The sequence below is a fragment of the Planobispora rosea genome, assembly GCF_014648175.1.
GTDB classification, from domain to species: domain Bacteria; phylum Actinomycetota; class Actinomycetes; order Streptosporangiales; family Streptosporangiaceae; genus Planobispora; species Planobispora rosea.
On record NZ_BMQP01000001.1, the window covers coordinates 120723 to 137859 of the forward strand.

Annotated in this window: 18 protein-coding genes and 1 pseudogene; 7 read left to right on the forward strand and 12 right to left on the reverse strand. The window is 70.2% G+C overall.

Features of this window, described 5'->3' with window-relative positions:
• Positions 1 to 13 precede the first annotated feature (13 nt).
• From IEZ08_RS00475 to IEZ08_RS00485, 3 genes are all read right to left on the reverse strand, one after another.
• Complete coding sequence (locus tag IEZ08_RS00475) at positions 14 to 1312, reverse strand: DUF2252 domain-containing protein (protein WP_189241439.1); 1299 nt, start codon at positions 1310 to 1312, stop codon at positions 14 to 16.
• 119 nt (positions 1313 to 1431) lie between these two features.
• Positions 1432 to 2652: an FAD-dependent monooxygenase gene (locus IEZ08_RS00480; RefSeq protein ID WP_189241440.1), complete on the reverse strand. Its 1221-nt coding sequence runs from the start codon at positions 2650 to 2652 to the stop codon at positions 1432 to 1434.
• Between the two features lie 179 nt (positions 2653 to 2831).
• A complete protein-coding gene (locus tag IEZ08_RS00485) occupies positions 2832 to 3446 on the reverse strand; it encodes a DUF1707 SHOCT-like domain-containing protein (protein ID WP_189241441.1) in 615 nt (204 codons plus the stop codon).
• Between the two features lie 413 nt (positions 3447 to 3859).
• Here IEZ08_RS00485 and IEZ08_RS00490 point away from each other — a divergent pair, with 413 nt between their 5' ends.
• Positions 3860 to 5116, forward strand: a complete 1257-nt coding sequence (locus tag IEZ08_RS00490) for an IS110 family RNA-guided transposase (protein ID WP_189241442.1) — start codon at positions 3860 to 3862, stop codon at positions 5114 to 5116.
• 11 nt (positions 5117 to 5127) lie between these two features.
• On the opposite strand, the gene IEZ08_RS00495 is transcribed toward IEZ08_RS00490, so the two are convergent.
• Together IEZ08_RS00495 and IEZ08_RS00500 are read right to left on the reverse strand one after the other, a co-directional pair.
• Complete coding sequence (locus tag IEZ08_RS00495; protein ID WP_068921928.1) at positions 5128 to 5748, reverse strand: pentapeptide repeat-containing protein; 621 nt, start codon at positions 5746 to 5748, stop codon at positions 5128 to 5130.
• A 124-nt stretch (positions 5749 to 5872) separates the two neighbouring features.
• Positions 5873 to 6790 carry a DUF6891 domain-containing protein gene (locus tag IEZ08_RS00500; protein WP_189241443.1) on the reverse strand — a complete coding sequence of 306 codons (918 nt, stop codon included), beginning with the start codon at positions 6788 to 6790 and terminating at the stop codon, positions 5873 to 5875.
• A 300-nt stretch (positions 6791 to 7090) separates the two neighbouring features.
• Here IEZ08_RS00500 and IEZ08_RS00505 point away from each other — a divergent pair, with 300 nt between their 5' ends.
• Positions 7091 to 7726 carry a DUF998 domain-containing protein gene (locus tag IEZ08_RS00505; protein WP_068921929.1) on the forward strand — a complete coding sequence of 212 codons (636 nt, stop codon included), beginning with the start codon at positions 7091 to 7093 and terminating at the stop codon, positions 7724 to 7726.
• Positions 7727 to 7868: 142 nt separating this feature from the next.
• Here the strand turns inward: IEZ08_RS00505 and IEZ08_RS00510 are convergent, their stop codons facing one another.
• A complete protein-coding gene (locus tag IEZ08_RS00510) occupies positions 7869 to 8741 on the reverse strand; it encodes a LysR family transcriptional regulator (RefSeq protein ID WP_189241444.1) in 873 nt (290 codons plus the stop codon).
• A gap of 105 nt (positions 8742 to 8846) precedes the next feature.
• On the opposite strand from IEZ08_RS00510, the gene IEZ08_RS00515 reads away from it, so the two are divergent.
• The 3 genes from IEZ08_RS00515 to IEZ08_RS00525 all read left to right on the forward strand — a co-directional run bounded on the left by IEZ08_RS00515 (position 8847) and on the right by IEZ08_RS00525 (position 10345).
• Positions 8847 to 9572: an SDR family NAD(P)-dependent oxidoreductase gene (locus tag IEZ08_RS00515; protein WP_068921931.1), complete on the forward strand. Its 726-nt coding sequence runs from the start codon at positions 8847 to 8849 to the stop codon at positions 9570 to 9572.
• 96 nt (positions 9573 to 9668) lie between these two features.
• Positions 9669 to 9992 (forward strand): hypothetical protein, encoded by a 324-nt coding sequence (locus IEZ08_RS00520; protein ID WP_068921932.1) that lies wholly within the window; start codon positions 9669 to 9671, stop codon positions 9990 to 9992.
• Positions 9989 to 10345, forward strand: a complete 357-nt coding sequence (locus tag IEZ08_RS00525; RefSeq protein ID WP_189241445.1) for a hypothetical protein — start codon at positions 9989 to 9991, stop codon at positions 10343 to 10345. The genes IEZ08_RS00520 and IEZ08_RS00525 overlap by 4 nt, the downstream gene beginning before the upstream one ends.
• A 138-nt stretch (positions 10346 to 10483) precedes the next feature.
• On the opposite strand, the gene IEZ08_RS40820 is transcribed toward IEZ08_RS00525, so the two are convergent.
• The 5 genes and pseudogenes from IEZ08_RS40820 to IEZ08_RS00545 all read right to left on the reverse strand — a co-directional run bounded on the left by IEZ08_RS40820 (position 10484) and on the right by IEZ08_RS00545 (position 14884).
• Positions 10484 to 10822 carry a DUF4143 domain-containing protein gene (locus IEZ08_RS40820; protein WP_506330634.1) on the reverse strand — a complete coding sequence of 113 codons (339 nt, stop codon included), beginning with the start codon at positions 10820 to 10822 and terminating at the stop codon, positions 10484 to 10486.
• 36 nt (positions 10823 to 10858) lie between these two features.
• Positions 10859 to 11854: pseudogene (locus IEZ08_RS00530) on the reverse strand (ATP-binding protein); the annotation flags it as partial.
• Between the two features lie 251 nt (positions 11855 to 12105).
• Positions 12106 to 12924: a class I SAM-dependent methyltransferase gene (locus IEZ08_RS00535; RefSeq protein ID WP_068921934.1), complete on the reverse strand. Its 819-nt coding sequence runs from the start codon at positions 12922 to 12924 to the stop codon at positions 12106 to 12108.
• Positions 12925 to 13046: 122 nt separating this feature from the next.
• Positions 13047 to 14228, reverse strand: a complete 1182-nt coding sequence (locus IEZ08_RS00540; RefSeq protein WP_229802822.1) for an acyl-CoA dehydrogenase family protein — start codon at positions 14226 to 14228, stop codon at positions 13047 to 13049.
• 11 nt (positions 14229 to 14239) lie between these two features.
• Positions 14240 to 14884, reverse strand: coding sequence for a flavin reductase family protein (locus IEZ08_RS00545; RefSeq protein WP_084779664.1), 645 nt, complete (start codon positions 14882 to 14884; stop codon positions 14240 to 14242).
• Positions 14885 to 15080: 196 nt separating this feature from the next.
• Here IEZ08_RS00545 and IEZ08_RS00550 point away from each other — a divergent pair, with 196 nt between their 5' ends.
• A complete protein-coding gene (locus tag IEZ08_RS00550; RefSeq protein WP_068928486.1) occupies positions 15081 to 16223 on the forward strand; it encodes a thiolase C-terminal domain-containing protein in 1143 nt (380 codons plus the stop codon).
• Between the two features lie 37 nt (positions 16224 to 16260).
• Positions 16261 to 16638, forward strand: a complete 378-nt coding sequence (locus IEZ08_RS00555) for a Zn-ribbon domain-containing OB-fold protein (protein WP_229802823.1) — start codon at positions 16261 to 16263, stop codon at positions 16636 to 16638.
• 142 nt (positions 16639 to 16780) lie between these two features.
• Here IEZ08_RS00555 and IEZ08_RS00560 read toward each other — a convergent pair whose 3' ends face one another.
• The gene (locus IEZ08_RS00560) at positions 16781 to 17113 is read right to left on the reverse strand and encodes a hypothetical protein (RefSeq protein ID WP_141703677.1); all 333 of its coding nucleotides are present in this window, start codon (positions 17111 to 17113) and stop codon (positions 16781 to 16783) included.
• Between the last annotated feature and the right edge of the window lie 24 nt (positions 17114 to 17137).

A 17137-nucleotide genomic window follows, 5' to 3' on the forward strand; every position in this document is an offset into this window, starting at 1 on the left:
CCGGTGGCTCCCGTCAGAGGCCGGGGAGGCGGCCGTTGCGGAACAGGTCGACGAAGAACTGGTGGTCGGCCCTGGCCCGGGCGCCGTAGGCGTGGGCGAAGTCGACGAGCATCTCCGTGAAGCCCTTCTCGTCACCGCCGACCACGGCTGTGATCGCGTCCTCGGTGGAGAAGTCGACCAGGTCGTGGCTGGACTCGTCGTCGGCCACCGAGTGCATGCGGGCCACCGCCGTACCCAGGTCGCGGATCACGGAGCTGAGCTCCTCCGGCTCGTTCACGTCACCCCAGTCGAGGTCCGCGGAGTACGGGCTGATCTCGGCGACGAGCTGGCCGACGCCGTTCAGCGCGGTGTAGCCGAGCCAGGGATCGGCGTAGGCCTGCAGGGCGCGCTGGGACTCGGCGGTGCGGTGACCCTGGTGCTTGAAGTAGCCGTGCACCTTCTCGTCGGCGATGTGCCGGGCCACGGCCGGGACCTGCGCCTGCTTCATGTAGAGGATGACGTCGTTCTCCAGCGCCTCGGTGTGGCCCTCCAGCAGCAGGTTGTAGGAGGGCAGCCCGGCCGAGCCGATGCCGACGCCCTTGCGCAGCGCGACGTCCTTGATCCGGTGCTCGACCTCGGACACCGCGGGGAGCGTGGTCAGGTAGTCCTGGAAGGCCGCCTCGACCGCGTGCCGCGTCTCGTCGCCGACCGGGTGACGGCCCTCCATGGCGGCGAAACGGCGGTCGTAGTTCTCGATCGTGGTCTCCACCTCCAGCAGGGCCACCCGGGTGTGCAGCCGGGCGCGCTGGAGCACCTGGTGGAGCACGCCGCTGGTGGTCTTCAGCGTCAGCGAGCCGATGGCGTCGTCGCCGTCGCGCGCGATGCCGTTCAGCTCGGCCAGGTAGGCGTGGGTGAACTCGGCGACCAGGCTTGAGATCACCTCGTCCGACAGCGCCTTGGCGTAGCCGATCAGCGCGACGCTGGCGGCGAACCGCTTGAGATCCCACACGTAGGGGCCGACGTAGGCCTCGTCGAAGTCGTTGACGTTGAAGACGAGGACACCCGAGGCGTTCATGTAGGTGCCGAAGTTCTCGGCGTGCAGGTCGCCGTGGATCCACACCCGGCTCGTCGGACCGTCCAGGAACGCGTCGTCGGCGAACGCGCCGGTCATGTCCGCGTAGAACAGGCAGGCGCTGCCCCGGTAGAAGGCGAACGGGGAGGCGGCCATCTTCCGGAACTTGCGCCGGAAGGCGGGCGGGTCGATCGCCATGGAGTCACCGAACTCGGTGACGAGGACGTCGAGGATGTGGGCCGAGCGCCCGTCGGTGGTCATGGTGCGCACGGTAAACCCGCCGGAGCCGTGTCCGCCAGATGACAAAGCATGTTTTTGGAACGTGTTAACGGCATTCCAGAGATTGACCGATTCGGAGAGCTGCCGGATTCCGGAGGGCACTACTCCCCGCTCCGTGCGCTCCGGTAGTTCCTCAGCGTGCTCCCGTAGTCCTTCAGCGTGATCGAGTTCGCCGCCCTGGTGGTCAACCGGTCGAGGAAACCGCCCAGCAGGGGAGAGGTCAGCATCCGGTAGGCCCGGTTCCGGCGCCGGATCCTCCGGTCGGTCGGCGGCGCGAAGAACGGGCCGACGTTCCCGGCGACCTTCTGGCAGGCCCTGGCGTAGCCGCGGATCGCCTCCTCGTAGCGGGGGAAGGCGACGCGGTGGTCGCCACCGGCCTGCGCCAGTTCCCCGGCCAGCACGTAGGCGGAGATCATCGCCATCCCCGCCCCCATGCCGCCGCAGGTCGCGCCGTATCCGGCGTCCCCGAGCAGCGCCACGCGCCCGGCGGTGAAGCGGTCCATGCGGACCATTCCGATGGAGTCGAAGTACAGGTCGCGGGCCCCCCACACGCCCTCCATCAGCCGGGCGGCGCGCCAGCCCATGCCCGCGTAGGCGTCGGCCAGGATCTTCCGGTGCCGCCCGGTGTCGCGGTGGTCGCAGCGCAGCCCCTCGGCGGAGAAGACGCACATGACGCTGGTACGGCCGTCGGCGTCGCCCGCGGCCAGAGACCTGCCCGGTTCGGTGTACATCGACGAGCCGGGGCCGAGACCGAGGTCGTCGTCCACGGTGAAGATCGCAACGTGGTAGCCGGAGGGACGGACGAACCGCTCCTCGGGGCCGAAGACCAGCCCGCGCACGTTGGAGTGCAGGCCGTCGGCCCCGATCACCAGGTCGAACCCGCGCGAGAGGCCGCTGTCGAAGGTGACCTGCACCCCGCCGCCGGTCTCCTCCATGGAGGCGATGGAGTCGCCGAAGACGTACTCGGTGTCGTTCCCGGTGCGCTCGTACAGCAGCCGGGTCAGGTCGCCCCGGAGGATCTCCACCTCGCCGCCGGTGAACTCCGGCGGCAGGCTCACCAGCGGTGTGCCGTCCCCGTCGACCACGGTCAGCGGGCCCGGGGTGGTCCGCGACCGGCGGATGTCCTCCAGGACGCCCATGCGCCGGAGCATGCCCAGGTGCGCCGCGCCCCGGAAGTCGACCGCCTGGCCGCCCTCGCGCAGGGCCGGCGCCCGCTCCACCACCGTGACGGCGAAACCGTACCGGTTCAGCCAGTGCGCCAGCGCGGGCCCGGCGATGCCGGCGCCGGAGATCAGCACGTTCGTGTTCTCCGCGTTCTTCATGAGGGACCCCTCGTCGTGTCGTCGTGCGGGCCCGTGGCTGGGCCCGCACGAGAAGCCTCGACGGGAGCGCTGACCGTGCTCTTACCACCGCCTGACGGCGGGAGGCACGGCACGGTCAGCCGCAGTGCGGCTCAGCCATGGCAAAGGTCAGCCACGGCAAAGGTCAGCCGCAGTGCGGCTCAGCCGCGGCGATAGCGGTACCGCACCCAGATGTCGCCCTTCGTCTCGCCGGAGAACCGCAGTGTGACAGCGTCCGGCGCCGGGGGCCCCGCGGGCTTGTTGTGCACGGTGCCCATACCCGTGGTCAGCACCTCGTCGGCACGGATCCGCCAGCCGTGCGGGACGACGACGATGACGTCCCCGAACCACGAGGTCACCTCCAGCTCGACGGAGACCTCGCGGTGCGGGCACTCCGCCCGCATGAAGTCCATCTTCACGGTGCCCCAGACCCCGCATCTGACGCTGATGCGCGGGGGGACGACCCAATGGCCGAGACGCTTCACCCGGCCGCTCCGCGTGTGCAGCCGCAGGACGTCCGGCGAGTCCGGGAGCGGTACGGGCAGGCCGTCCGGGAAGCCCGGCAGCGGCGCGGGCAGGGCGCCCGGCCGGGGGAGATCGGCCACGATGGCGTCGAGCTCCCCGAAGGTCCGCGCCGCGTAGGTGCGGCCGAGCCGCTCGTGGAGCTCCTCGATGGTGATACGGCCCTCGCCGACCGCGTGACGCAGGGTCTCGGCCACCCGGTCCCGGTCGCGGTCACCGGCACGGATCTGCAGATGATCGGGGGGATCGGTCATGGCGCCCACTTTAATGATCAGCCTCTCCGGCGTCAGGTGCCCGGCGGTAACGACTTCCGCGACCCGGAGGGCGGCCGTTCCGCCGGGGGACCACCGGCCCCGTCCCGGCCCCCGACGGCGGCCTCCTCGGGGTCGGCGGCTGACGGGCGTCCCGTGCACGCTCACTGGTGCACCATTGTCTTGTCGGCAGTCGAAGACCGCCGATGCACCCCAGGTGCCACCGGATCACCGCCCTGCTCGCTCGACCTGGAGGTCCAGACTGAGTTCCGCGGGATCCGGCGGTCACCCGGGACGCGCTGACCGTCGACAGGGCTGAGCGCCGCCGAGCGCCGAACAGTGAGCTCACTGGCTGCCGCGTCCCGGCACCGAAAAAAAGGGTGCCTCCCCACTGGGCTAGCAGCGAGGAGGCTGTCATGCAGTATGCCCCCGCCACATCCCTGCCCGCCAACGCCCCCAACGGGGTGACCGCAGGCGTCGACTGGGCCAGCGCCGATCACGTCGCCTGCGTGGTCGATGCGGCCGGCAAAGTGACCACCCGTTTCACCGTCGCCCACACCGACGCCGGACTCAACGACCTCACCCGAGGCCTCATACAAGCCGGAGCGGCCGAGGTCGCCATCGAACGCGGTGACGGCCCCGTGGTCGAGGCCCTGCTCGCCGCCGGCCTGACCGTGGTGGTGATCAGCCCGAACCAGGTCAAGAACCTGCGCTCCCGCTACGGTGCGGCCGGCAACAAAGACGACCGCTTCGACGCGTTCGTCTTGGCCGACACCCTGCGCACCGATCGGGCCCGGCTCCGCCGACTGACCCCCGATGACCCGGCCACCGCCACGCTGCGGGCCACCGTGCGTGCCCGCCGTGACCTGGTCGCCCACCGGGTGGCCCTGGGCAACCAGCTACGCGCCCACCTGCAGAAGGCTCTGCCCGGCGCCGTCGGCCTGTTCGCCAGCCTGGACAGCCCGATCAGCCTGGCTTTCCTGGCCCGCTTCGACTGCCAGGACCGCGCCGACTGGCTGTCGCAGCGCCGCCTGGCCGCCTGGTTGGGCAGTGTCGGCTACTGCGGCCGGCAGAGCCCGGCCGCGCTGCTGGCCCATCTCAAAAGCGCGCCCCGCGGCGCGAGCGGCGATGACGGCGCCGCCCGCGCGCATACCACTCGTGCCCTGCTGGCCGTGCTGGCTGCGCTGGTCGAGCAGATCAAGGCCCTGGAGGCGCAGATCGCCGAGCAACTCGCGGTGCACGCCGACGCGCACATCTTCACCTCGCTGCCCCGTTCGGGCACCGTGCGCGCCGCCCGGCTACTGGCTGAGATCGGCGACTGCCGCGCCCGATTCCCCGATCCGGCCGCGCTGGCGTGCCTGGCCGGGGTGGCGCCCTCGACCCGCCAGTCCGGCAAGCACAAGAGCGTCGGTTTCCGTTGGGCGGTCAACAAGCAGTTGCGGGATGCGGTCTGCGACTTTGCTGCCGACTCCCGCAGGGCCAATGTCTGGGCGGCCAAGTTGTATGCCGATGCGGTCGCCCGAGGCAAGGACCATCCCCATGCCACCCGCATTCTCGCGCGGGCCTGGCTGTATGTGATCTGGCACTGCTGGCAGGACGGCGTCGCCTACGATCCGGCCGAGCATGGGGCCCTCCAGACCCTGCTCAGGCAAGATCAATCAGCAGCAGCTTGACACAGGGCTACTCAGTCGGAACGCACGTCCAGGCCCAGCGCGACGGCGATCGTGACGGCCTGGCGGACATCGATCACGGCGTTCTTGACGGCTGTGGTGAGCGGGTCCAGCGCCGACAGATCGCTGCCGCGCAGGTCGCAGCGGGACAGGTCGGCGCTGTGCAGCCACGCGCCGGACAGGTCGACCCCCCGGAGCACGGCTCCCTCGCACCGCGCCCCGGTGAGATCGGCCTCGCGCATCCGCACGTCGGTGAAGGAGGCGCTGCGCAGGGAGGCCCCCGGCAGGCCGACGAACGACCAGTCTCCGCCGTCGACCTTGAGCAGGTCGAAGGTGCAGTCGCTGAACATGCCGCCGATCATCTTGCAGCCGGTGAAAGTGGCGTCGAAGAACGTGCAGCGGGTGAAGGTGCAGTTCAGGAAGGCGGTCTCGGAATGGGTGGACGCGTTGAAGCGGACGTCGCGGAACGCGCACTCGGAGAAGGTCGCCCGCCGACTCGACGCCTCGGTCATGTCCACATCGACGAAGGCGACCTGCTCGTACAGGCGGTCCGACAGGTCATCGCACCCCCAGTCCTCGGATCTGACGGTCGTCCGGGTCTCGGGCGCGGGCACGCCGTACTTGCGCTCAGCCATGCCCGCCATCCTGCTCTACCGGACCGACAATCCGGATCGGCGGTGTCCGGGCGTTCGCGAACCGCAGGAGACGACGTCCGTACGGCCTCGGAGCGGTACCGGTCCGGCCGGGGAGGCGGTCTCCTCAGCCGACGAGGCGTTTGCGCCAGTCGAGGGGGGCGACGGTGATGGCCCTGCGGGGATCGCCGTCCCACTCCGCAGGAAGGCCGGTCTCCCCGAGCACGGCCACGATCTCCCGGCCGATGGACGCCGTCGTGTCCGGCGAACCGTCGAAGCCGCCGTACAGGAGCGCCAGTCCGTGTCCGGCCGCGGCCGAGTCCGTGCACTGGCTGTGGAAGTAGACGTAGCCGCGGGCATCGGGTGCGCCCGCCGCCCCGATCTCCGCCTGGCCGCACGCGCGGCAGCAGGTGAAGTTCTCCCTCGCCGTAATCCCTGCGGTTTCCAGGGCGGCGAAGGCCCGGCTGAGCCGCTCCGGGTCCGTCTCCCCCCGCCAGGAGGCCTGCTCCTCGACGCGCTCCAGCCACATCCGGTCCACCAGCCGGCGTGCCTGGCCGGGAGAGACCGGGCGGCGGTCGCCTGACACGAGATAGTCCTGCGCGATCTCGGCCAGTTGCGCCCGTGTCGCGTAACCGCCCACGATCACTTCACGGATGCGCGCGTGGAGCTTCTCGCGCTCGTCCTCGTCGAGTTCCAGAGGAGGCGCAGACTCGGGAGGGCCCAGGTCCAACGGGGTCCAGTCCAGCCCGGCGTCCCACCCGTCCTCCCGGCGCGCCCAGCGGGTCATGACCGCGATCACCGGCTCGGGCTCGTCGAACATCACCTGGAAGTGCCGGTCGGGCGCCCCGTCGCGGTGCTCCACCGTGTAGTCGCATTCGTCTTCGTGCCACACCTGGATGAAGACATCGGGCAGGTCGGGGATCCGCTGGACGACCAGGAACCGGTTGTCCCGGCCGCCCAGCCGGTTGACCAGTTCGGCGAGTTCTTCCGCCCCTGCCCGGACGTGCCGGCGACCGTCTTCCGTCCGTACGGTGACTGCGAACATGTCGATCACTCTGTCACATCGGGACGATCGACGGCATTCGGGAGGAGCCGGGCAGTCCGTGCGACTCCTCCGCAAGGCGGCCGGGCCGTACGGCTCAGGCCTCTGAACGGAAGCGGCGCTCCTTGAACGCGCGCCCCCGAGGCTTCGCGGTCTGGACTCCGGCGACGCCGCCTGTTCCTGAAATCTCTGCCCGGGGGTGTCCGGTCGGCCCGGCCGGCTCCGACGTGTCCTGCGACGCGATCGACGTCGAACCCGGACCCTCCCGGACAGAGACACCCTCGAACAGAGAGGAACCCCTCCATGGAACACCACGCCTCGGTCACAGCGCCCACCACTGCCCGCCTGCTCATCTGCGGAGTCGTGGCCGGACCGCTGTTTCTCGCACTGTGGTCGGTCCAGGCGGTGACCCGCGACGGCTACGATCTGACCCGGCATCCGCTGAGCCTGCTGAGCCTCGGCGATCCGGGATGGATACAGATCACCAATTTCATGCTCTGCGGCGCGCTCCTGCTGGCATCCGCCGCCGGCCTGGGACGGGAACTCCGCTCCGGACGAGGCCATCGATGGGCGCCGGTCCTGGTCGGACTCAACGGCGTCGGACTCATCATGGCGGGGATCTTCCCCACCGACGCGGGGGCCGGTTTCCCCTCGGGGGCACCGGCCGGCGCCCCCGAGATGAGCTGGCACGGCATGCTGCACGAGGTCGGTTTCCTGATCGTTCAGATAGCGTGGTTCGGCGCCTGCCTGGTCTTCGCCCGGCGATTCTCCGCCCTCGGCCACAAGAAGTGGATGCGGCTGTGCGCGGCCGCACCGGCTGCGGCTTTCCTCGTCCTCGCGATACCCCACATGGACAGCCTCAGCGTACGAATGGTCCTCGCCACCGCGATCCAGCTCGGACTCCTCGCCGTGCTCGCGAGGCACCACATCCGGACGTGATCATCCGCTCTCGGCCGACCCGGCCGCCGTGATGGATCTCGGCTGCGGCACGGACGCCTTCGCCGTGAGGGGACGGCCAAGAAGCATCCCGGCGAGCATCTTGGCCGTTCTCGCGAGCCCCATGGTCTCGGCGGCACCGACATCAAGCTGGTGTCGGTGCCGCAGCGGGTGTCGGCTGGAGGCGTGTCGCGGTGCGGACGAGGTCGGCGACGGCTTTGGATCTGCTGTGTGGTGGCCAGGCGATTACGGTCGTGACGGCCGGTGCGTCCGGCACCGGCACAATGGCGTGGTCGTCGCGTAGCTGGTCTCGGAGCGACTCGGGTATGACGGCGCAGGCCAGCCCGAGCGCGATCAGTTGGAACAGTTGGGTATGGTCGCGCACCTGCGGGCCGGGGCCGTCCGGATGGCTGCCATCCCGTCCAGGCCAGCGCGGCAGGGGCAGGTCCGCCTGGGCGTTGACCTCGACTAACGACAGATGCGCCCGGTTGGCGAGGGGATGACCCTTGGGCAGGACCACGACCTGCTGTTCGGTGTGCAGATCCTCGGTGTCGAATCCGGCTGTCGTGTCGTAGGGCCGGTGGAGCAGAGCAACGTCGGCACGCCCGGTGCGCAGCAGACTTTCCGGCTCGCCCGGCCCGCACAACATCACCTCGACTGCCGCCGAGCCCGGTTCGGCGGCGTAGGCGTCCAGAAGCTTCGACAACAGTTCCCTGGACGCTCCAGCCTTGGCGGCCAGCACCACACCCGGCTGGCCGCCCGCGGCGCGGCGGGTGCGGCGCTCGGCGGCTTCGACCGCGTCGAGCACGGTCCGGGCCTCCCGCAGCAGCACCGCCCCGGCTTCGGTCAAGGCGATGGCGCGAGTGGTGCGGTGCAGCAGAACGACTCCGAGCCGCCGTTCGAGCTGCTGGATGGCTCGCGATAGTGGTGGTTGCGCCATCGCGAGCCGTTGTGCCGCCCGTCCGAAGTGCAACTCCTCAGCGACGGCGACGAAATATCGCATCTCCCGCGTCTCCACCAGATCATGGTATTCGGCTGTGACCGCGACCAATACCCGTGCGGTATCGCCGCCCACCCGATCGGTCTTGGATGCCGCACCCCGAGCCGCGGCAGGATCGGCGATGTGAGTGAACAGACGATTGCGCTGGTGACCGGCGCGAACAAGGGAATCGGATACGAGATCGCCGCTGGCCTGGGCGCGCTTGGCTGGCGAATCGGTGTGGGCGCGCGCGATCGGCGACGCCGCGACACCGCGGTGGAGAAGTTGCGCGCGGCCGGGACCGATGCGTTCGGCGTGCCGCTCGACGTGACCGACGACGCAAGTGTGTCCGCGGCGGCCCGATTGATCGCCGACCATGCCGGAGGGCTCGATGTTCTGGTCAACAACGCCGCGATCACCGGCGGCGTGCCGCAGACGCCCACCACGGTCGATCCCGCGACCGTGCGAGCCGTCGTGGAAACCAACGTGATCGGGGTCATCCGGGTCACCAACGCGATGCTGCCGATGCTGCGCGCCTCGGCGTCACCGCGGATCGTCAACATGTCCAGCAGCGTCGGCTCGCTCGCCCTGCAAACCGCACCCGGCATCGACATGGGCCCAGTTCCAGCTGCGTACTTGGCGTCGAAGACCTTCCTCAACGCCCTCACTATCCAATACGTCAAGGAACTGGGTGATACCAACATCCTGATCAACTCCGGCTGTCCCGGTTTCACCGCCACCGACCTCAACGGCTTCAGTGGCGTCCGTACACCGCAACAGGGTGCGGCCATCGCGATTGACCTCGCGACCCTGCCCGACGACGGACCGACCGGCGGATTCTTCGACGACGCCGGAACTGTGCCTTGGTGACGGGCACACCGGTGCCCGCCCTTCCCGTTCTCGGGGTCAGCGCCAGCGTCGCTGGTGCCAGTCCGCGTCGACAACGCGCCGGCCCCATACGGCCAGGTGACCCATCAGGTTCAGCGGATCGTCCACCGGATCACCAATGACAAGGCCATCGAGATCTGTGAGATCTGGGCCATCGGCGAACGGGCCGAGTGGGGGAGATCTGTCCCGCCGCGTGGGGCTGTCCGCGCCCGCCGCTCCGTTCACCGCTTATCAGAAGTCGAGGCGCTCTCCGACGCCGCGGAACTCGAGGTCGATACCACCGCCCAGGAAGTCATCGCGGGCTGGCGGGCCACCGTCCGCATCAAAGCCGACCCCGTGCGCTACGCCCAGGCACGCAAGGCCACCAGCGGTGACTTCGGGCCGGTCGAGGTCACCGCGTGAGTCCCAAGCGCGGCGACCGGGTGACGGTCCCGCCACCCGACGGCGAACGGGACCTCCGGTTCGGCACCGGTGAGGCGGTCAAAGGCTGGGAGGAGTTGTGCCGGCACGCCCTGGCCAACACCCGCCGCTGCTTCGAGACACTGCGGGCCGATCCCCGTTGCCGGGCAGATCACGGACGCCGGCACCGGCTCCGTGGCGACCTGGCCACCCATCGCCACAACGGCCACGACCTGGAACAGTGGGGATTCGAGGTCATCAGCGGCGGGCGCGTCCGCTACGCCATCGATGACGACACCCGCACCGTCTGGATCATCTACGCCTCACCCCGCCACCCGAAAGACACCGACGCCTGAGGCTGCGGACAGGAGTCCGATCGAAGGACTCTCCTCCAGGAACATCCGCAGATACGCCGACGGTTACCGCCGCCTCGGCGGCACCGATGTCAAGCTATGTGACCCATCCGGCCGGTTCTGCCTGATGGATTCGACACGTCAGGGAGTCGATGGCGCCTCCCACAGCGCGGACAGCGGAAGAGCCCGCATCCGGTCTCCAAAAGGAAGCGTTTCCTGGCCAGCGTAGAGGACGTACCCGGCGATGAGCCGGTCGCCGAGTCGGCGGGCCAGGTGCTGAAGCCCTTTGAAGTCGTCGGCGCGTACGGTCTCGGCCGCCTTGACCTCAATGCCGACGACCTCACCAGAGGCGCGCTCCAGGATGCCGTCGACTTCGATCCCGTCCCGGTCTCGGTAGTGATAGAGCCGTATGGGCTCTTCCGCCCAGGTCAGCTGGCGGGCCAGCTCGCCGAGGACGAAGTTCTCCAGCAGCGGGCCCACGGGCGCGGTGACGTCGGTGACCCGGGAGGGGGTGAGGCCGGCCAGGTGGGCGCCGAGCCCGGAGTCCACCACCAGGAGTTTGGGTGTGGCGATGGCGCGCGTGGTCGCGTTGGAGGACCAGGCCGGGATCCGCCGGATGACATACACCAGGTCGAGCAGGTCGACATACCGCTTCACGGTATTGCGCGCTATGCCAAGGTCGCGGCTGATGTTGTCGATCACAGCCAGGCCGCCCATCCGCCCGCACAGGATGTTGAGCAGGCGGCGCATGTCGGCGGGGTGCTCGATGTCGGCGACCTGCTTCACGTCCCGGTTGATCAAATCGGAGATGTAGGACTCGAAGAAGCGCGCTCTTCTGCGATGCGAGGAACGGTGGACGGCCTCCGGATAGCCGCCCCGTAGTGCCCGGTTCAAATAGTCGCTCCTGCGGAGCCCGGGTCTTGAAATGGTGAGATCGGGGCCGTACCGGAATGCCGCATCCACGAATCCGTCGGGGCTCTGCTCGATCTCTCCCTGGGACAGCGGCCAGAGCTCGATCGTCTCGGACCTGCCGGGCAGCGCGTCCGGAAGGTCACGAAGTCCCAGGAGACGGGCGGATCCCGTCAGTAGGAAGCGTCCTGGCCGCGGATCGGCGTCCACTTCCCGTTTGATGGACAGGAGCAGGTCGGGTACGCGCTGGATCTCGTCGATGAGAAGGAGCCCGTCGTGATGCACAATTCCGTCTGGATCCTGCCGTGCCGCCGCGCGTACGGCCGCCTGGTCCAGGTAGAGCTCCCTGGCTCCTGTCGCGTTTCGCACGATGGCCTGGGCCAGGGTGCTCTTGCCGACCTGCCGGGCACCATTGATCACCACTACCCGGGTATCGGTGAGTGCTTCCATCGCCATGGCTTGTGCCCGGCGCGGGAAGAGCATCAAATCGTCAGTCTCCACGATGTGAGAGTAGCCGTCGCTGGCCTGGTGCGTTGCAGATCTGCCGGAACCATCATGGCAGATCTGCCGCCTAGTTCGTGGCAGATCTGCCGAAGCGGTCATGGCAGATTTGCCGGATATGGCGGTTGATCTACCGAAGGTCTGAAGTCCCGGAACGGGAGGCGGCGCGCCCCGAGAGGCATTAATGACGCCACGGTCTCGTCGGTACGAACGTTGTGTGTCCTGTCATAGAGGGAGCGATCGGGTGCGTAGGAATCGGGGTTCGGAGGTCGCGGTCCCGGGGTGGTCGGCGGGGTTGCACGCGGCAGTAGGCGGGGGTTCGCTCGATGGAGACCGGTTCACGGCCCGGAACCTCAGAACCGGTAGCGCAGGATGCGGCCCGCGTCCCGCAGGGCGGGGATGTGCTTCAGTATCCCCAGCTGGATCCGGCCGGCCAGGGGGAGCTCGTCCAGGCCGGGCATGTCGACGCTGCGCAGGGCGTCCAGGCACTCCAGCCCGTCGTGCCAGCCCTCGATCTCGCGCGGGTCGTCGATGCCCCAGTACAGCGTCGCGCCGGACCTGCGTACCGCGGGCACCAGCTTCTGCATCCGGATGCCCACCGTCCCGTAGCCGTCGAAGAGGAGCTGCCCGCCGGGGAAGCGCCCGGTGATCCGCTGGATCAGCCGTCTGCCGTCCTCCTTGCGCAGGTACATCGTCAGTCCTTCGAAGACGGCCACGGCCGGGCGGTCGGCGGGTATCGCGTCGAGCCACCCGTCGTCGGTCACCGAGGCGCCGATCGTCCGGTAGTCGCCCTCGGGGCGCGGGAGCAGCCGCTCGCGCAGCTCGACGACCTCGGGATAGTCGACGTCGAACCAGCGGGCCGACGGGGGCGGGCCGAGCCGGTGGACGCGGGTGTCGAGACCGCAGGCCAGATGCAGCACGGTGGCCTCGGGGTGGACGGCGAGGAACTCGGCGGTCCACTCGTCGAGCTGTCTGGCGCGCAGCGCGACGCCGGCGGCGGTCGTGGCGGTCATGCCCATCTTGCGGAAGTCGTAGTCGATGCGCCGGACCGCCCTGGCGGCCTCGTGGTCGCGCAGGATGGACCTCGGCGAGCGGCTGTCCAGCGCCCTGCCGTACAGCGTGGCGAGCATGGTCTCCTGGGTACCCCTGAGGGTGATCTTCTCGCGTTCCATGGCTCTCCGGTCGTCGTGTCACCGGTGACGGTCCTCGGCGGGGGTCCGGCCTGCAGTCCCCGGAGCGGGCGTGACGAGCCCTTCAGATCACCATACGGCTTCGAGGACGGCTCCCTGGGGGCCTACCCCTTGGGGAGGCCGAGAGTGCGCTCGGCGATGATGGTGCGCTGGATCTCGCTGGACCCGGCATAGATGGTGTCGGCCCGGCTGAACAGGTAGAGCCGCTGCAGGTCGTTCAGCTCGTACGGCGGGCCGTCGGCGACCAGCCCCTCCCGGCCCTGCACCGCCTGCGCCAGCTCGCCCAGCCGCCGGTGCCACTCCGACCAGTAGAGCTTGGCGATCGACACCTCGGGGCCCGGTTCCCCGGCCGACAGGGAGGTCATCGTGCGCAGCGCGTTCAGGCGCATGATCCGCAGCTCCAGCCACGAGCGGACCAGCCGGTCGCGCAGGACCGGGTCCTCGGCGGCGCCGGTGCGCCTGGCCGTCTCCACGACGCGGTCGAACTCCCGCTGGAAACCGATCTGCTGGCCGAGGGTGGAGGCGCCGCGCTCGTAGCCGAGCGTGGCCATCGCCACCCGCCAGCCCTCACCGGGCGCGCCCAGGATGTTGGCGGCGCCCGTACGGGCGCCGTCGAAGAAGACCTCGTTGAACTCGCTGGTGCCGGTCAGCTGGACGATCGGCCGGACCTCGACGCCGGGCTGGTCCATCGGGATCAGCAGGTACGACAGCCCCCGATGCCGCGCCGAGCCCGGCTCGGTGCGGCACAGGGCGAAGCACCAGTCGGCGACGTGGGCCAGGGAGGTCCACACCTTCTGGCCGGTGACCACCCACTCGCCGCCCTCCAGGTGCGCCCGGGTCTGCACGTTCGCCAGGTCGGATCCGGCCTCCGGTTCGGAGTAGCCCTGGCACCACAGTTCCTCGCCGAGCCGGATCGGCGGCAGGAAGCGGCGCTTCTGCTCCTCGGTGCCGTAGTCGATGACGGTGGGCCCGATGAGGCCCTCACCGATGTGCCCGACCCGGGCCGGGGCCTGGGCGCGGGCGTACTCCTCGTGGAAGACGACCTGCTCGGCCAGGGACGCCTCGCGCCCGCCGTGCTCCTCGGGCCAGCCCAGGCAGGTCCAGCCCGCCGCGCCGAGCAGCCGCTCCCAGGCCAGGCGCACCTCGTGTCCCTCGTGCTCGCGGCCGGGCCCGCCCAGCCCCCGCGCGTGGGAGAACTCGCCGCTCAGGTGCCCCTCCAGCCAGGAGCGGACCTCCTCGCGGAAGCCGGCGGTCGTGTGCGGATCGGTCATGCGTGGATCGGTCATGTGCGGATCGGTCATGCGTGGAACCGGCCGTAGCCGCCGCGGAAGAACACCAGCGGGCCGCTGTCGCCCTGGACGTCGAGCTGGTGGACGCGGGCGACGACGATGACGTGGTCGCCGGCCGGGTACTCGGCCTCGACGGAGCAGTCGATCCAGGCGAGAGCGTCGCCGATCACGGGGTTGCCGCTGGGGGAGGCGGTCCATTCCAGACCGGCGAACTTGTCGCCGCCCTTGCTCGCCAGCGCCGCGCAGACCGGCTGCTGGTGCTCGGCCAGCACGTTGACGGTCAGGGTCGTGGCGGCGCGCACGCGCGGCCAGCTGGTGCTGGTGTGCGCCACGCAGAACGCCACGAGCGGGGGGTCGAGCGAGACCGAGGTGAAGGAGTTGGCGGCCAGGCCGCACGGCGCGCCGGTGCCGGGGTCGATCGCGGTGATGGCCACGACGCCGGTGGCGAAGTGGCCGAGCACGGACCGGAACCGCGTGCTGTCGACGGCCCCGTTGTGCTCGCCGGACCTGCGGGGCCGGTCGCCGGATCCGTCGGGGTGACCCGGGAAAAGGCCGTTGCGCATGGCGGCTCCGTTGCCGATGGTCCCGCGTCCGTTCGGATGCGCGCGGGAGTGACCGTCCGGTTCCAGCAGCCGTGCCGCGTGGGTGCCCATGGTCGCATTCGCCTCCTCAATCGCGCCCGATCGGCCCCCGCGGGGATGGCGGCGGCGGGCCGGCAGCCTGCCGTCCCCTGTATATTACCAAGCGCTTGCTTGGATGGTAGGGAAGTTCCGGAAAAAGTATGTCGTTGACACATGGGGTCCACCAGCCTAGCCTCTGGCCAAGCGCTTGCTTGGATGGGGGGTGCGCGTGGCGGGGTTCCGGGACCGTACGGCCGTCGCGGGCGTCGGATACACGCGGTTCTCCAAAAACTCCGGGGTCAGCACCCTGACCCTGGCCTGCGAGGCGATCCTGGCCGCGCTGGAGGACGCCGGGCTGACCGCCGACGACGTGGACGGCCTGGCCACCCATCGGGTCGGCGACTCGGCGGCCCCCTCCGTGGTCGGGCCCGCGCTCGGTGTCCACCGGCCCTCCTGGCACCTGGACCAGTTCGGCGGCGGCAGCGTCTCCCATGCCGTGATCGGCCAGGCCGCGCTCGCGGTCGCGGCCGGGGTGGCGGAGACGGTCGTCTGCTACCGGGCGATCAACGCGCGCTCGGAGTTCCGGATGGGCGGGACGGGCCGCGGTCTGCCGGTCAGCCCCGAGGTGCAGTACCAGGCGCCGTACGGATACGTCGCGCCACCGCAGCAGTACGCGATGTTCGCCCGCGCCCATATGGCTAAATATGGCACTAAAGAAGAGCATTTCGGGCAGCTTGCCGTACGGCAGCGCGCCAGCGCCGCCAAGAACCCCCGGGCCCTGATGCGCACCCCGATCACCCTCGACGACTACCTCGCCAGCCGCTGGATCGCCGAGCCGTTCCGGCTGCTGGACTGCTGCCTGGAGACCGACGGCGCCTGCGCCCTGGTGATCACCACAGCTGAGCGGGCCCGGGACCTGCGCCGCCCGCCGGTGCTGATCTCCGCCGCGGCCTGGGGCGGCGGCGACTCGTTCCTGTCCGGCGGGCCGTCCGACGTCACGACGACCGCCGCCGCCGAGCTGGCCCCCCGCCTGTACCGGCAGGCCGGCATCGGTCCCGCCGAGATCGACGTGGCCGAGGTCTACGACTGCTTCACCTACTCGGTGGTCGTCCAGCTGGAGGACTACGGGTTCTGCGCCAAGGGCGAGGGCGGGCCGTACGCCGCCTCGGGCGAGGGGGTTCCGGTCAACACCCACGGCGGGTTCCTCTCCGAGGGGTACGTGCACGGCGTCAACCACGTCGCCGAGGCCGTCTCCCAGCTCCGCGGCGACGCCGGCGACCGCCAGGTGGACGGCGCAGAGGTGGCCCTGTCCACCGCCCAGCCCGGCTACATCCTGCCCGCCACCTCGGCGCTGGTCCTCAGGAAGGGGTGAGCCCGTGTCCGCGGAGGCGACACGCCGGATACGGCCGGTGACCGACCGGGACTCGGCGGCCTGGTGGGAGCGGGTCCGCGCGGGCGAGCTCACTGTCCAGCGCTGCGACTCCTGCGGCACGCGGCGCTTCCCGGCCCGCGCCTACTGCCACCGCTGCCGCACCGCGGGGTGGAGCTGGGAGGCGGTGGAGCCCGCAGGGCGGATCGAGAGCTGGATCGTCAGCCACCAGCCGTTCCTGCCCGGGGTGCGGGAGCCGTACGTCGTGGTGATGGTACGGCCGGCCGGCGCGCCCGAGTGCGTGATGTACGGCAACTGGCGCGGCGCGGAGCCCCCGCACACCGGGCAGCGCGCCGAGGCGGTCTTCGTCCGGGTGGACGACGAGCTGACGCTGATCGACTGGCGCCCGGCGGACTGAGGGGCCGCGGTGGTACGGCGTGCGGGCATGCCGCGGCCGGACACGAAAGCGCGCCCTGGCGGGCGTGGGGGACCCGCCAGGACGCGTTCCGCCCTGTGCGACGGCAGAGGACCCCGGCGAGGGATGAGGTCCTCAGAACCGGTCATTCGCGCAGGGAGTCGGTGGGGACGAAATCCATCACCTCCGAGTCATCCTCGGCGGCCGGTCGCCGATAGTGCCGGGAGATCAGCCGTGCGGCCCCGACCGGATCGTCCGCCGGGTGCGAGATCTCGCACCCGTCCTCTTTCCAGATGAACGACCCGCTCTTGCACCACACGGTCAGATCGGTCAGCACCGAAAGCACGGACATTCCGTTCCCGTTGCTCTGGTAGGTGTGGGTGAACCCCTGGCGATGCAACGCGTAACGCAGTAAACGTGTCGCCTCGCAGGGATCGCGCCAGGGCAGGTACGGCATATCCGCGCGGACCGACGGCACCGGCCTCCACCCCCTTGCCGACCT

Excerpts from the sequence above, each read along its gene's own strand:
- IEZ08_RS00540 (WP_229802822.1), bottom strand. The coding sequence starts at position 14,228 with ATGACCGATCCACGCATGACCGATCCGCACACGACCGCCGGCTTCCGC.
- IEZ08_RS00505 (WP_068921929.1), top strand. The coding sequence starts at position 7,091 with ATGGAACACCACGCCTCGGTCACAGCGCCCACCACTGCCCGCCTGCTC.
- IEZ08_RS00495 (WP_068921928.1), bottom strand. The coding sequence starts at position 5,748 with ATGGCTGAGCGCAAGTACGGCGTGCCCGCGCCCGAGACCCGGACGACC.
- IEZ08_RS00545 (WP_084779664.1), bottom strand. The coding sequence starts at position 14,884 with ATGGGCACCCACGCGGCACGGCTGCTGGAACCGGACGGTCACTCCCGC.
- IEZ08_RS00500 (WP_189241443.1), bottom strand. The coding sequence starts at position 6,790 with ATGTTCGCAGTCACCGTACGGACGGAAGACGGTCGCCGGCACGTCCGG.
- IEZ08_RS00480 (WP_189241440.1), bottom strand. The coding sequence starts at position 2,652 with ATGAAGAACGCGGAGAACACGAACGTGCTGATCTCCGGCGCCGGCATC.
- IEZ08_RS00490 (WP_189241442.1), top strand. The coding sequence starts at position 3,860 with ATGCAGTATGCCCCCGCCACATCCCTGCCCGCCAACGCCCCCAACGGG.
- IEZ08_RS00475 (WP_189241439.1), bottom strand. The coding sequence starts at position 1,312 with ATGACCACCGACGGGCGCTCGGCCCACATCCTCGACGTCCTCGTCACC.
- IEZ08_RS00485 (WP_189241441.1), bottom strand. The coding sequence starts at position 3,446 with ATGACCGATCCCCCCGATCATCTGCAGATCCGTGCCGGTGACCGCGAC.
- IEZ08_RS00535 (WP_068921934.1), bottom strand. The coding sequence starts at position 12,924 with ATGGAACGCGAGAAGATCACCCTCAGGGGTACCCAGGAGACCATGCTC.